Origin of the sequence: Pseudorhodoferax sp. Leaf267 (genome assembly GCF_001422405.1) — a bacterium.
GTDB lineage: Bacteria > Pseudomonadota > Gammaproteobacteria > Burkholderiales > Burkholderiaceae_C > Pseudorhodoferax.
This window is the reverse complement of record NZ_LMMV01000001.1, coordinates 429,742-445,026: the sequence shown is the minus strand read 5'-3', so window position 1 is coordinate 445,026 and position 15,285 is coordinate 429,742. Positions and strand designations below refer to the sequence as shown.

Genomic DNA, 15,285 nt, shown 5'->3' with positions numbered 1-15,285 from the left:
CTATCCAGGCGCCGAGCACACCAGCGACTGCACCATCTGGCAGAAGATGCCCAGATCGAAGGGCTTCGTCAGCACCTGCATCTCGGCGCGGAGTTGCCCATGCTCCAGCACGGCCCGCTCGGCGTAGCCTGTCACCACCAGAATCTTCAGATTCGGCCTCAAGGCCCGCGCGCGGTCGGCGACCTGCCTGCCGTTCAGTCCGCCAGGCAGGCCGACATCGGTGATCAGCAAGACGACCGACGGGTCTGCCTCCAATGCAGCCAGCGCGCTGGGCCCATCTGCGGCTTGCAGCACGCGGTAACCTATTTCTTCCAACACTTCCACCATGAGGCTGCGGATCGCCGCCTCGTCGTCCACGACGAGGATGGTCTCGCCCGTGGCGGCCGGCGCCGTGGTCGCGATGCCGCCGGCAGCCGCAGTCTCCGGGCCCGCCTCGCCGTCGTGCCGGGGCAGGTACAGGTAGACGCTGGTGCCCGCCCCGACGTTCGATTCGATCCGCACACGGCCGCCGGACTGGCGCGCGAAGCCATAAACCATCGACAGACCCAGACCCGTTCCCACCCCCACAGGCTTGGTCGTGAAGAAGGGATCGAATGCGCGCTCGATCACGTCCGGCGGCATGCCAACGCCGCTGTCCGTCACGCACACGCATGCATACGCGCCGGGCTCGCCGCCGTGGGCCTGCGCGTCTGCCGCGTCGATGTTGCAGTTGAAGGTCCGAATGGTGAGCAGCCCTCCATCGGGCATGGCATCGCGTGCGTTGATGCACAGGTTCAGCAGTGCGTTCTCAAGCTGTGCGTGGTCGGCTTGCACGAGCCAGAGGTCGGCCTCAGCCTCGACACGCAAGGCGATCTGCGGCCCGATGGTGCGACGCACGAGGTCCTGGAATCCGCTGATCAACTGGTTGACCCGCACCATCGTCGGGTCAAGCGGCTGCAGCCGCGAGAACGCCAGGAGCCTGTGCGTCAGCGCTGCCGCACGCTTGCTGGCGGCTCGACCGATGTCGACCAGGCGCAGCACGTCCTTGTGCTTGGGCAGTCGGCGCTGCAGCATCTCGAAGCTGCCCGAGATGGCCGCCAGCAGGTTGTTGAAGTCGTGGGCGATGCCGCTCGTCAGCTGGCCCACGGCTTCCATCTTCTGCGACTGGCGCAGGGCGGCCTCCGACGCCTGCAGGGCCTGCGTGCGTTCGCGCACCTGCTCTTCCAGTGATGCCGCCAGATCCCGCAGTTGCCGCTCGGCGCGGCGCCGTTCCACGGCCTGGCGGATGCGGTGCGCGACCTCCCGCACCAGCCCCGTCTCTTCAGGCGTCCACGTGCGAGCTGTGGCATGCGTCAGGTACAGCAGCGCGACCAGGGCACCGTTTTCATGCACGGGTACGTTGATCAGCGCCTGCGCATCGATGCTCGCCAGCGCATCTGCGGTGGCAACGGTCCTGCCGTCCAGGCGCGCATCTGACACGATCACCGTCTCGCCGCGCTTGAGGTTGTCGATGTAGCTGCCGAAGTCGCGGAACTGCAGGGTGCCGCTCAAGGTGCTGATGCCTTGCGCGTTCCAGTCGCGCCCGATCGTGATGGTCTCTGTCTGCGGGTCGACCACACCGTAGCCTGCCCGGCTGACATCCAGTACGCGGCCAAGTGCCCAGGATGCGGCAAAGGCAATCTGCGCCGGATCCTCGATGGTGCCGAACACATCGCGGTCCAGCGTCTCCAGCAGTTCGGTCCGCTGGCGTAGCAGCATCTCCTCCGTGATGTCCTGGGAAATGCCGGCCATGTAGCTGGGCTTGCCCTGCGCGTCCAGTTCGAGGCGGCCGAGGATCCGGACCCATCCCAGGCCACCGTCTGGGCGCTGGATGCGGTACTCGATGCGGTACTCGCTGCCCTTGGCGATTGCCTCCTTCACCGCGGCCTGCATGCGCTGCTGGTCGTCCACGTGCACGGCCGACTGCAGGTCCAGGTAGGTGAAGGGCTCATTCACGCTGCGCCCGAAGTTCGCCTTGCAATGGCCTGACGCCACCAAGTCCAGCGTCCGCAGATCCAGCTGCCACAGGCCCAGGTTGCCGGAGTCGGCAGCGGCCAGCAGCCGCGCCTCGACGGTTTTGACCGCCGCCGTCCGGTCGGCCAGTTCGGAGGTGAGCACGACATTGACGCGCTGCAGCTCCCACAGCTGCTCGCGCTCCAGCGTGACGTCCATCTGGCTGGAGTAGAAGTACACGACCTCGCCATCCGGGCCCGGCACGGGCCCGATGCGCAGGCGGTTCCAGAACGCGGTGCCGTCCTTGCGGTAATTGCGCAGGTCGGCTTCGGCCTTCGCATGGGTACTCACCGCCTGGCGGATGGTTTCGAGCGCCTCGCCGTCGGTCCCGGGTCCCTGCAGGAAGCGGCAGTTGCGGCCGATCACCTCGTCGCGGCTATAACCGGTGAGTTGGCAGAACGCGTCGTTGACGTAGACGATGGGGTTGTCCGAGCTTCTGGAATCGGTGATCGCCATGGGCATGGGCGTTGCGGCCACCGCGGCAAAAAACGGATCGGTGTCGTTGGAACTCAGACTTGGCAGCGACGAACGGTTCGGCGGTGCGCTGTACAGGGGCCCCGCAGGGTTCGATGGCATGTCCAGGTTGATCCTCCAAGGTGACGTCGGCAAGCCCAGGGCGCGCACGCGCTGGGCGGTCCGCCAAAATGCCGTGCCGTGCATCATGCCAACTTTGTGGCCGGTCCTGCATGACAGCCTTACGTGTTGGATCCAACCCCCGCCATGAATCTGCGCTGTCCTACCCAACCCGCTCTGTCTGCACCGCAACATATACAGGCGCCTCGTTGAAAACCAAGCGCTGTATCAGGAAAAATCTGAGAGAAAAGTCGATGCCGATCCACAAGTCCAGTGCCACGCGCGTGCTCGACACGTCTACAGGTGACCTCAGCAAGGAGGGCCACAACGTCTTCTTCGCCGCGGTACAGACCACCCGCATGCCGATGCTGGTGACAGATCCACACCAGCCGGACAACCCCATCATCTTTGCGAACCAGGCGTTCCTCGAGATGACCGGCTACAGCGCGCAGGAGATCGTCGGCGGCAACTGCCGCTTTCTGCAAGGCCCCGACACCGACCGTTCCGTCGTTTCCCGCGTGCGCACGGCGATCGAGCAGCGCACGGAGATCGCCGTCGAGCTGGTCAATTACCGCAAGGACGGCTCTGCGTTCTGGAACGCGCTGTTCATCTCTCCGGTGCTCAATGAGTCGGGAGAACTCACGTACTTCTTCGCGTCGCAGCTCGACGTGAGCCGCAGGCGCGATGCGGAAGACGGGCTGCGCCAGGCACAGAAAATGGAAGCGCTGGGCCAGCTGACGGGCGGGATCGCGCACGATTTCAACAACCTGCTGCAGGTGATCCTGGGGCACACCGATATCGTGCAGCGTGCCCTGGAAGAACCGCGCCCCCCGCGCGAGAAGATCGCGCGCAGCACCGAACGAGTGCGCGCCGCCGCCGAACGGGCCACGGCGCTCACGCAGCAGCTTCTGGCGTTCTCGCGCAAGCAGAAGCTGCACGGGCGCGTGGTCAACCTGAACTCGTTTGTCGAGTCGACGCGCGAGCTGGCCCGGCAGTCGCTGCCAGGTGTGGACGTCCGCATGGATCTGGCGCAAGCGGTCTGGAACAGCCGGCTGGACCCCACCCAGACCGAGGTGGCCTTCCTCAACATCTTCCAGAATGCCCGCGATGCGCTGGCGGGCCGCGACGCGCCGCAGTTCAGTGTGCAGACCAGGAATGTCGAGGTCGATGCCCAGCAGGCGACCCACTTCGATGCCCTGCTGCCCGGCCGCTACGTCAGCGTTTCCTTCACGGACAACGGTGCGGGCATGTCACCCGACGTGGCGGCGCGGGCCATGGACCCTTTCTTCACGACCAAAGCGGAAGGGCTCGGAACCGGGCTGGGCCTGAGCATGGTCTATGGGTTTGCCCGCCAATCAGGCGGCATCGCGCGCATCTACTCCGAAGACGGCGTCGGCACCACCGTGCGCCTGTACTTTCCCGCCGCCGACGAGGCACCTGACAAGGTGGCCGTGCAGCCAGTGCAGCCGCGCCGGCACGGGAGCGAGCGCTTGTTGATCGTGGACGATCGCCAGGACGTGGCGGACCTGGCTCGCCTGATCCTCGAAGACTTCGGCTATGAGGCCGATGTGACACACAGTGCGGCGCAGGCGTTGGGGCGTCTGGAGTTGCAGACGTACGACCTCCTGCTGACCGACCTCGTGATGCCGGGCGGCATGAACGGCGTGATGCTGGCGCGGGAAGCCAAGCGGCGCTGGCCCGACATGCCCAGCCTGCTGATGACCGGCTACGCGGAGAGCTCGATCGAGCGCACGGACCTGGGGGGCACCGAGCTGCCAGTGATTTCCAAGCCGTTCTTGCCGCAGGACCTGGCGCACAAGGTTCGGCAAGTGCTGGATGGTGCGTCCGGCGTGGAGTAAAAGCGCAACGGCCCACGCGGGATCTGCCGGAGCGCCCCCTGAGCCCACAAAAAACTTGAGACGACGAGCCGGACGGTGCGGCGGTCCGAGCCGGCAGTGTGCTCGCCGCCTTCAGTCGCGCAGCGTCCTGGCAACGACTGTCTCGAAGCTTTCCAGCACCCCGTGGATGGGGTAGCCCATCTGGGCGTGGACGATGGCGCCGTCCATCGCCAACGTGAGCGCACGTCCCGTCGACTTCGAAAGGCTGCCCAACGTCTCCTCCAGCACGGACGACACGTCCTCCTTGTGCCGACGGACGGTTGCGAGGATGTCGGAATCGGAGGCACCGAGTTCGGCTGCGGCATTGAGAAACGCGCAACCCCTGAAGTCGGGCTGGCTGAACCAGATCCTGAGCGTCGTGACGAGGGCGTCGACCGCCGAAGCCCCCTGGCCGGTGGCTTGCGCCAGGTTGGCCCGGAACCAGGAAAGCCACTTGTCGTGCCGGTCATCGAGGTACGCCCGCACCAGTTCGTCCTTGCTCGCGTACTGGCGATAGAAGGTCACCTTGCTCACCGCCGACCGCTCGATGATCCTGTCCACGCCTGTTGCCCTGATCCCTTCTCCGTAGAAGAGGGCGTGGGCCGCCATCAGGATGCGCTCCCTGGGGGGCAATGGCTCTGCCGCTGGTTCGGAAGTGTTCATGCGGCCATTGTAGACAGGTCGTTCCACATGGGCTAGCATCTGCATGTAGACAGATCGTTCTACATCTTATGAAAGGTGACATCATGGAATCACGCCCACCCCTGCCGCCCTTCTCGCGGGCCACCGCCGTGCAGAAGGTCCGCCTGGCCGAAGACGGTTGGAACACACGCGATGCGGCCAAGGTCGCCATGGCCTACACGCCCGACACGAAGTGGCGCAATCGGACGGAGTTTGCCGACAACCGTGCCGAAGCCCAGGCCTTTCTGGACAGAAAGTGGAGGAAGGAGCTCGACTACCGGCTCATCAAGGAGCTCTGGCTGCATGGCGAGGACCGCATCGCCGTTCGGTACGCCTACGAGTGGCATGACGACGCCGGCAACTGGTTCCGCTCCTATGGAAACGAGAACTGGGAGTTCGAGGCCAATGGGCTCATGCGGCGACGCTTCGCCTGCATCAACGACATGCCCATCAAGGAGGCCGAGCGCAAGTTCCACTGGCCGTTGGGCCGTCGCCCGGATGACCACCCTGGCTTGTCCGAGCTCGGTCTGTGAACTCCAGCTACCCCGCGTTGCGGCGCAACGGCCGCACACGGCCGGCGCCCGGTGCGCCCAGCGCCGCCAGGCTGGCCGCCGCGCGGTACTCGAACAAGGCCGCGCGCTGGCCCTGCGCCAGCTGCAGCGCCTGCCCGAAGCAGGCCCGGGCCGACGCCTCGTCCCGGGCCCGCAACCGCAACTCGCCGTGCAGGCGGTGCAGCTCGGCCGTGTACCAGTGCTCCCCGGTCTGCGTGGCGATGGCCAGGGCCTCCTCGACGCCCGCCAGGGCCACGTCCAGCCGGCCGGCCATGCCGTGCATGCGCGCGGCGACCGCCAGGGCGTGCGGCAGGGTCAGCAGCGTGCCGGCCTCGCGCCAGGCCCGCAGGCCCGTGTCGGTCAGGCGCTGGCCCTCCTCGTGTTGCGCCCGGCCCGCCAGCGCTGCACCGCGCAGGATCTGGCCGCCCGCCTGCCACAGCGGGTAGCCGCAGTCCACGCAGATGGCATCGAGGCGGCGCGTGGCGCGCTCCACGCGGTCCAGGTCGCCGTCGTCCAGTGCGATCACGGACTCGACCCACAGCATCTGCGCTTCGCCGAACGCGTGCTCCAGCCGGTACGCCAGCGCGGAGCCGGCGCGCAGGTGGTGCTCGGCGGCGTCGGCATCACCCAGCACCCAGCGCGACAGGGCCGCGTAGTGGTGGCTGGCGATGGCCGGGTCCTCGCCGTAGGTGGCGGCCAGGTGGCGGTGCGCCTGTGGGTCGTACAGGGCCAGCGTCTGGTCCACGTGCTCCAGCGATGCCGCTGCGCCGCCGACGAACAGCTGCGCCGTGCCGCGCACGTTGTGCGCGAGCATGGCCAGCACCACGTCGGGCTGGCGGCGCAGCTGCGCCAGCACCTGGTCGGCGATCTGCTGCACCTGGGCGAAGGCGCCGCGCGTCAGGTAGGAATTGAACAGGCCCGACAGCGCCGGCCCGATGGCCGCGCCGTCGTTGAGCTCGATGCCCAGCGCCAGCGCGCGCGTGTAGGTGGCCTCCACCTCGGGCGCGCCGTAGCCGCGCACCGTCAGCAGGGCCGCGCCCTCGATCAGGCGCAGGCGCAGCTCGGCCAACGGCCGGCCCGGCCGGTCGGCCGGGGCCGCGGCGAGCAGCGCCAGCCCCTTGGCCGCGTGGCCCAGCGCCTCGGGATGGGCGTAGCGGTGCAGCGCCTTGTCGCCCGCGTCGATGCGGTGCTGTGCGGCCTCCCAGGGCTGGTGCGCATTCTCGAAATGCAGGGCCAGCTCGGCCGCGATGTCGCCGCTGTGCCCCTGGTAGGCGCGTGCCAGGCGTGCCGCGATGGCGGCGTGCAGGCGCATGCGGCGGTCGCTGCCCAGCCGCCGGTACAGCGACTCGCGCACCAGGTCATGACGGAAGCCGTAGCGGCCACTGACGGTGCCGTCGCGCCAGGTGGCCAGCCCCCTGGCCTCGACGAACTGGCCCTGGCGCGCCAGCGTTTCCAGCACCTGCTCGGCCTGCTCGGCCGGCATCTGCAGGGCGGCGGCCACGGCGGCCGTGGCGAACTCGGCGCCGGCCACGCTGGCCGCCTCCAGCACGCGCAGCTGCTCGGCCGGCAGGCGGGCCGCCTGGGCCTCGATCAGCTCGCCGACCCCCGAAGGCACCTCGCCGGACAGGCCCGCGCCGTCAGGAAGGCGCTGCAGGTCGTCGGCGATGTGCACCATGAACAGCGGGTGGCCCTGCGAGCGCCGGAACACCGCCGCGGCCAGCGCCGGCACGGCCGCGCGGCCCTGCATGCGCTGGCGCACGTAGTCGCGCACCTCGGGGGCCGCGAGCCGGCCCAGCACGAGCTCCTGGGCCATCTGCCGCGCCACCAGGTCCCGCTTGACCTGCTGCAGGGGATGGCCCTGCACCGCCAGCTCCACGGGCCGGCAGGTGGCGATCACGAGCAGCCGCGAGCGCTCGCGGCGGCGCGCCAGCATGGCCAGCCAGTCCACCGTGGAAGGGTCGCTCCAGTGCATGTCCTCGAACACCAGGACGAGCGTGCGGTCGGCCGCGGCCAGGTCGACCACGTCGGCCATCTGGCGCGGCATGCGCTGGGCCGCGCCGGCGCCGGTGTCGGCCGGGCCCGGCGGCTCGGCGCCGAACAGCCCGGGCATCTGGGCCGCCCAGGCCGGCGCGTGCCGGCGCAGCAGTGCCACCAGCGGCCGGCCGCCGCGCTGGCGGCACAGGGCCGTCACCGCGTCGAGCAGCGGCAGGTAGGGCTCGCCCGCGCCGAAATGCTCGATGCACTGGCCGTGGCTCACGAGGTCGCCGCTGGCCTCGGGACTGGCCGCCAGCTCGGCCAGGAAGGACTCGACCAGCCGGGTCTTGCCGATGCCCGCCTCCCCGGCGATGAACAGCACCTGGCGCTGGCCGGCCGCGGCGCGCCGGTAGGCCTCGCGCAGCCTGACGCGCTCGGCGCCCCGGCCCACCAGCAGGGCGTCCATGGTGGGCGGGGCCAGCGGCGCAGCGTCCGCCGCCACGCGCTCGACCGGGGGCTGCGGCACGACGCCGGCATTGCCGGGCGAACGGTGCGCCACAGGCGCGATGAAGCGGTAGCCGATGCGGTGCGCCGTGGCGATGAAGCGCGGCGCGCGCGCGTCGTCGCCCAGGGCCACGCGCAGCTCGCGCAGCGTGGTGGACAGCACGCCTTCGCTGACCACCACGTCGGGCCACACGCGCGCCAGCATCTCGTCCTTGGTCACGACCTCGCCGGCCCGGCCCGCCAGCATCCACAGCAAGGCGAGCGGTTTGCGTGGCAGATCGACGGTGCTGCCCTGGTCCAGCAAGGGCCCATGCGGCCCGAGGAGGCGGAAGCCTGCGAACCGGAGTTCGCCCGAAATCGGAGCAGCAGAAGCAGAATTCACAACATCTCGCGCACGTTTTGTTTCAATCAGGCGGCGGTAGTGTGCCGAAAGTGTGAACTTGTGTCTTGCCAGCCTCAGATAAAGCCCAGAACTTGCTCAGGACACAGTGCGGGCCCTGGCATACCGTTCGCGGAATGACCGAAACGTCGCAGCCACAACTGTCCCCGAAGCGCGCCTCTGTGACCTGGTGTGCGCAGCGATCCGCGACGAAACCGCATCAATTGCTCGCTCGGAATGCATTGATGTATACCGTTACAGAGTGTTTGGCGGCCCTGGTGGCCGCCCATACCAGGCTGCGCCCCTACCCCATCGCCGCGAGCCCACGGTGAGCCCCGCGCCGAGCCTGGCCGCGCCTGCGGGACGCGCCGTGTCCACCCCGAACCGATTCCGTTGGCTGCCGCCAGGCAGCCGGCCGTGGCATGCGGCCAGCCCCTTGCTGCACCCGGCGGCGCGCACCGCGCGCCGCCGGCAGCCCCCTCACGAGCAGGGCTGCGGCCCGGAGAGAGCGTCATGAAGAAGAAGACAACGACCGCCACCCGCCCCGCCACCGGCCTGAGCGCCCTGGCCCGCGACCTGCTGCGCGGCTGGCGCGCCGCTGCATCGCCGGCCGGTGACGCGCGCACGCCGGCTGCGCGCCGCAGCGCCGCGCGCGAGGCCAGCCCCTACGAGATCGAGGCGCTGGAGCCGCGCCTGCTGCTCTCGGCCGACCCGGTGCTCGCGCTGAACGGAGCCGGCATGCTGCAGACCACGCTCACGCAGGGCGCCGACCACCTGGTCGTACAGCGCGTGGGCGGCGCGGCCGACGGCAGCGCGGTCATCGACCTGACCGTCAACGGCACGACGCAGCGCTTCGGCAGCGCCGAGCACGGCGTGCGCGCGCTGCAGGTGGACGCCGGTGCCGGCAACGACAGCCTGCAGATCGACGTGCCGGGCCTGGACGTCACGGTGGACGGCGGCCTGGGCGACGACGTGTTGCGCGGCGGTGTGGCCGACAGCACCTGGAACATCGACGGCGCCAACGCCGGGCACGTGGCCACGCTGCGTTTCATGGGCATCGAGAAGCTGGCCGGCGCCGACGGCAACCAGGACACCTTCGTGCTGCAGGACGGCGGCTCGCTTGCCGGCGGCGTGGACGGCGGCGCCGGCGGCTACGACATCCTGCGCGTGGACACCGTCGGCAGCCCCGACCTGGTGTACGAGGCCACGGGCGCGCAGTCCGGCCTGCTGCGGGTGGACGGCCGCAGCGTCGCCTTCGCCGGGCTGGAGCCGGTGAGCGTGCTGGCCGGCGCCAGTGGCGACGTGACCGTCTCGCTGGTGGGCATCGGCCGCACCGATGCCACGCTGACCTACGACAGCATCACCAACCAGCTCGCCATCGCCCCCACCACGCCGGGCGTGGGCGACTTCGAGACCTTCCTGTTCCGGGCGCCGACCAACCACACGCTGACCATCAACTTCGGCTTCGGCGCCGACAGCTTCCGCGCTGCCGACCTGCGCGGCCTGGCCGATGTGGGCAGCTTCACGCTGGCCATCACCGATGCGGACGACATCACCCTGGCCAGCAGCGTGCTGCTGGACGGCGCGCTGGACGTGAACGCGGGCGGCACCATCACCGTCGCCGACAACGTGGACATCACCGTGGCCGGCGACATCACCATGCTGGCCAATGCCGACTACGCGCTCAAGCCCGAGGCCTTCTCCTCGCTGAACCGCCAGATCGACGCTGCGGCCGCCATCCGCATCGGCGCCGGTGCGCGCCTGGACGCCGCCAACATCTCGATCACCAGCATCGCGACCAACCAGCGCTACCTGGACTTCTTCGTCAACGACATCGGCATCGCCTCGCTGACCGAGCATCAGAAGGTCGGCCTGCTGGTGCCCGCGCTGCCGCAGGACGCGATCGTGAGCTTTCGCGACAACGGCAGCGACCCCGACACCATCGTGCGCACCGACACCCAGGGCAACTGGGCCGCCGACGGCTTCCTGGCCGGCAGCTGGATCGAGGTGCAGGGCAGCCAGAGCAACGACGGCTACTACCAGATCGCCTCCGTCACGCCGACCACGCTCACGCTGCGCCCGGGCAAGGCCGTCACGGCCGAGACCGGCACCGGCGACATCGACATCCGCGCCGTGAACTTCATGGCGCCGGGCGCGGAGCTGACCTTCACGCACAACGACGTGCTCTCGTCCGACACCGTGCGCCGCAACGACGGCGGCAGCTGGCTCGCCGAAGGCTTCAAGAAGTTCCAGCTCGTGCGCTTCGCCGGCACGGGCGTGAACGACGGCGAATACCTGATCTCCGGCGTCACGGCCGACACGCTCACGCTGTTCTACCCCTCCAGCATCGTGGCGCAGACGGTCACGGGCGCCACGGCGGCGTCGCAAGCGGGCGACCCGGGCGCCGTGCCGATCGCGCTGGCCGACCCCGCCGTCACGCTGGACAGCCATGTGCCGCTGGTGTTCTCGGGCGCGGGCGGGCGCAACACCGTCACCCGCTCCGACGCGGGCGGCAGCTGGCTGGCAGAAGGCTTCGCTGTGGGCCAGCAGGTCACCGTGGCCGGCAGCGCGCGCAACGAAGGCAGCTGGCGCGTCACCGGCATCAGCGCCACCGTGCTCACGCTGGACAGCGGCACGGCCCTGGTCCAGGAGACCGCCACGCGCGCCGGCATCACCGCCGTGGGCGCTGCCACGGGCGGCGCGGCCCCTGGCGGCGCGGAGCAGGACGTGTTCGAGGGCCAGGTGCGCTTCAGCGGCGCCACGGTCACGCTGTCCTCGGGCAGCTGGGCCGCAGGCTATGCCAAGGACCGGCAGCTCACGGTGTTCGGCAGCGCCGGCAACGACGGCGTGTACCGCATCGTCTCGGTGGCCGGCGCCACGCTCACGGTGGAACGCAACTTCGCGGCCGATGCGGCCACGCCCGGTACCGCCAGCTTCTCGCACAGCGATGCGCTGACGCTGAACCTGGCCGGCAGCACCATCACGCGCTCGGCCGGCACCTGGGCCGCGGCCGGCTTCGCCGTGGGCCAGCAGCTCATCGTCGACGGCGCAGCGGATGCCAACAACGGCAGCTACGTCGTCACGGCGGTCAACGGCGCCGTGCTGACGGTGGGCGCGCCGGGCTTCACGGCCTTCACGGCGGAAAGCTCGCAGACCGCCGAGGTCGTGTACCTGGCCGCGCACGGCGATCCGCTGCTGGGCTTCGACGCCACGCGCAAGACGCTCACGCGCGCCAGCGGCACCTGGGCCGACGACGGCTTCGCCAGCGGCCGGCAGATCCAGGTCTCCGGCACCGCCGGCAACGACGGCAGCTACACCATCGCCGCCATCTCGGCCGACGGCCGCACGCTCACGCTCACGGTGCCGGACGGCAACGCGATGGCCGACGAGCTCGTGCGCGGCGCCAAGGTGCAGGGCGTCCTGCCCGGCGGCACGGTGGACCCGCAGAACCCGAACAACCCGCTCACCGCCGGCCTCATCGCCGAGAGCCTGTTCGGCGCCATCCCCAACAGCCTGCTGTTCGGCCCGCTGCAGCAGATGCCGGCCAGCATCGCCCAGATGGCGCACGGCACCGCCACCAGCACCGTGACGGTCGGCGCCAACGCCCTGCTGCGCGCCCGGGGCGACATCGACATCGGCGCCAACGCCGACTCCAACGTCAGCCTGCTCACCGCCGCGGTGCCGCTGGGCGCCACCTACGCGAGCTCCAAGGCCTATGCCACGGCCGACGTCGTGGCCGGCGCCACGCTGGACGCCGGCGGCCAGGTGCGGCTGAACGCGACGGTCAACAACGCCATGACGTCGGTGACTCAGGCGGAGAACAAGCGCCGCGGCCTGCCCACCCCGTTCGTGGGCCTGGCCGTCGGCGTGGCCGAATCGGTCTCCAGGGTGGTGGTGGGCAACGATGCCAGCGTCTCGGGCGATGCGGTGCAGATCCGCGCGGCCAACGAGCAAAACGAATTCCTCGTGCTGGCCGACGGCAAGGCCAAGAAGCGCCCGGCCTTGAAGGGCTCGCCCGGCATGGCGGGTGTGGCGATCAGCGACATCCACACCAGCGCCACGGTGCAGGTCGATGGGCTGGTGCGCGCGCGCGGCACGGCCGGTTTCACCGATGCGGACGGCACGGCGCAGCCCAGCCTGGCCATTGCCGCGTTCTCGGAACTCAAGGAGAACGACAGCGCCGCGCTGTCCATCATCAAGAAGGGGCTGGGCACCGCCCTGGCCGGCGCCACCGTGCTGGCGCGCAGCGACAACAGCGCCAGCGTCACGGTGGGCGGCACGGCCCAGCTGCGCAGCGCAGGCGACATGGGCTTGTCGGCCTACGCAGAGGACAACCACCAGGCCTATGCCATCGCCACGCCGTCCGGCGCCCCCGCCAGCGCGGCCGGCGCGCTGCTGTACACGGCCTATGCCAACAGCGCCACCGTGCGCGTGGACGACGGCGCCACGCTGAACGTGGCCGGAACGCTCGGCATCGGCGCCGAGGCCAGGATCCCCAGCCCGCTGCGCTACGGCGGCTACCTGGACAAACTCAAGGAACAGCTCGACGTCGACAAGCCCGTGCTGACCGATCCGGCGAACCCCGCCAGCGCCAACGATTCCACCAACCCCATGGCCGGCGTGCAGGGCGCGCTGGACGCGGGCGCCACGGCGGTGGGCAACGTCGCCACCTGGGGCCTGGACACGCTGCCCAACGTCGCGCAGGCCCTGCTCGACCTGGTGCCGACGATCCGGCACCGGCTGGTCGTGCCCGAGATGCTGTCCACCACCTACGCCGAGGCTTCGGCGCCCGAGGGCCAGGCCGGTGGCGTGAGCGGCACGCTGAACAGCACGCAGGTGGCAAACACCGCGCGCGCCTCGGTCGGCGCCAACGTGCGCATCAACCAGGACCCGGCCCTGGCCGCGCTCGCCACGCAGGCCGTGCTGGTGGCCGCGCGCACCAGCGTGGACTCGATCCACATCGGCGGCATGGCCTCGCCCCTGCCCTTTGCCAAGGGCGTGGCCGGTGTCGGCAAGAAGCCCGCCGTGGGCGTGGGCGGCTCGGTGCTCGACCTGGGCTACACCGGCACGGCCGAGGCCTGGATCGAGGACGGCGCCCAGGTCCGCGCGGCCGGCGACATCGAGGTGCATGCCGAGCAGACCGACCAGACCGTGGCCGTGGCGCAGGCCGGCGGCCAGGCCAAGGCGGCCAGCGCGTCCGCCACCCTGTCGACCTTCGAGGGCACGCACCGCACACGGGCGTGGGTCGAAGACGGCGCGCGGCTCACCACCGGCGGCAACCTGGCCGTGCATGCCGAGCTGTCGCAGTTCACGGTGCAGGTCACCGGCGCCATCCAGCGCGGCAAGGGCGCCATCGGCGCGGCCGCAGCCTTCACCGACACGCGCGACACCACCGAGGCCTTCATCGGCCAGGCGCTCACCCCAGCGAGCGCGCCCGCCCTGCCCGGCCGCATCGACGTGGCCGGCGACGCCAGCGTCACCGCGCGGGCCGACCAGCAACGCGTGGCCCTGGCGGTCGCCGGCTCCGTGGGCCAGGTCGGCGCAGCGGCCGGCGCCGGGGCGCACAACAGCGCGCAGAACCTGGTGCGCGCCTCGGTCGCCGGCACCACGCTGACCGTGGGCGACGCCACCGCGCCCAACGGCGCGCTGGCCATCGCCGCCACCGGCCACAGCCAGGACTTCTCGCTGTCGGGCACCGTCGCGGGCGGCCCCAAGGCGCTGGCCGGCATCGGCGGCGCCGTGGGCCGCAACGACGGCACGACCGTGGTGGAAGCCTCCGTGGGCGGCACGGTGCGCGCGGGCACGGTCGCCGTCACGGCCGAATGGCAGGCCGAGCGCACCGCCATCAGCGCCGGGGCCAGCGGCGGCGGCACGCTGAGCCTCACCGGCTCGGCCACCGAGAACCACGCCATCACGCGCGTGTCGGCCAGCGTGGCCGAGGGCGCCAGCGTCACCACCAGCGGCGACCTGGTCGTCACCGCCCTGGGCCACAGCCGCACCGTGTCGGTGGCCGGCGCGGCCGGGCTCGGCACCAGGGCCGGGGCCGGCGTGGGCGCGTCCACCGACATCGGCGACATCACCCACGACGTGCAGGCCTGGATCGGCGACGCGCAGGTGACCACCGGCGGCAACCTGCTGCTGCGCGCCGAGGCGGTCAACGACCTGCTCAGCATCGGCGCCAGCGCGGCCGTCTCACGCGTGGCGAGCCTGGCCGGCACCGTGGCCACGCTGGAGCTGCAGACCACCGTGCACGCCGAAGTGCGCAGCGGCGCCGACGTGCGCGTGGCCGGCAGCGCGCTCATCGAGGCCATCGACGACCAGCAGGCGCTGGTCGTCGCGGGCGGCGCGGCCTTGGGCCGGCAGCTGGGCTTCGGCGCCTCCAGCGCACGGCTGGACGCACGCCGCTCGGTGCTGGCCGGCGTGGACGACGACGCCGAGCTCGACGCGCTGGGCCGCGGCACGGCGCCGCTGGCGCGCGACGGCACGCGCACGGCAGGCGTGGCCATCCTGGCCGGCGCCACCGAGACGCGCGTGGTCGTGGCGGCTGCGGGGGCCATGTCGCAGATGGCCGCGGTCGCGGCGTCGGCCAGCCTGGGCGGCATGGACAGCCGCGTGGACGCCCGCATCGGCGAGCGGGCCAGGCTCAACCAGCGCGACCAGGGCAACGCCACGGCCGCACAGGGCGTGCGCGTGGACGCGCGGCAGAGCCTGCACA

At 70.8% G+C, this 15,285-nt stretch carries 6 protein-coding genes (1 of these 6 only partly in view); 3 read left to right on the top strand and 3 right to left on the bottom strand.

The annotated features are described in order from the left end of the window. Complete coding sequence (locus ASF43_RS01920; RefSeq protein ID WP_162241749.1) at window positions 1-2,694, bottom strand: PAS domain-containing protein; 2,694 nt, start codon at window positions 2,692-2,694, stop codon at window positions 1-3. A gap of 119 nt (window positions 2,695-2,813) precedes the next feature. Between ASF43_RS01920 and ASF43_RS01915 the strand changes: the two genes are divergently transcribed. Next, window positions 2,814-4,463, top strand: a complete 1,650-nt coding sequence (locus ASF43_RS01915) for a histidine kinase famiy protein (protein ID WP_304437949.1) — start codon at window positions 2,814-2,816, stop codon at window positions 4,461-4,463. Between the two features lie 111 nt (window positions 4,464-4,574). On the opposite strand, the gene ASF43_RS01910 is transcribed toward ASF43_RS01915, so the two are convergent. Then, window positions 4,575-5,144 (bottom strand): TetR/AcrR family transcriptional regulator, encoded by a 570-nt coding sequence (locus ASF43_RS01910; RefSeq protein WP_056175879.1) that lies wholly within the window; start codon window positions 5,142-5,144, stop codon window positions 4,575-4,577. 83 nt (window positions 5,145-5,227) lie between these two features. On the opposite strand from ASF43_RS01910, the gene ASF43_RS01905 reads away from it, so the two are divergent. Beyond that, window positions 5,228-5,695 carry a DUF1348 family protein gene (locus tag ASF43_RS01905; RefSeq protein ID WP_056178000.1) on the top strand — a complete coding sequence of 156 codons (468 nt, stop codon included), beginning with the start codon at window positions 5,228-5,230 and terminating at the stop codon, window positions 5,693-5,695. A 7-nt stretch (window positions 5,696-5,702) separates the two neighbouring features. Here ASF43_RS01905 and ASF43_RS01900 read toward each other — a convergent pair whose 3' ends face one another. Continuing rightward, on the bottom strand, window positions 5,703-8,495 hold the full coding sequence (locus ASF43_RS01900) for an AAA family ATPase (protein ID WP_056175876.1): 2,793 nt from the start codon (window positions 8,493-8,495) through the stop codon (window positions 5,703-5,705). Between the two features lie 588 nt (window positions 8,496-9,083). Between ASF43_RS01900 and ASF43_RS01895 the strand changes: the two genes are divergently transcribed. Further along, on the top strand, window positions 9,084-15,285 hold the 5' end (the start) of the coding sequence (locus ASF43_RS01895; protein WP_056175873.1) for an LEPR-XLL domain-containing protein. 23,267 nt of this gene lie beyond the right edge of the window; the window shows 6,202 of its 29,469 coding nt (coding positions 1-6,202); the start codon lies at window positions 9,084-9,086; its stop codon lies beyond the right edge, outside the window.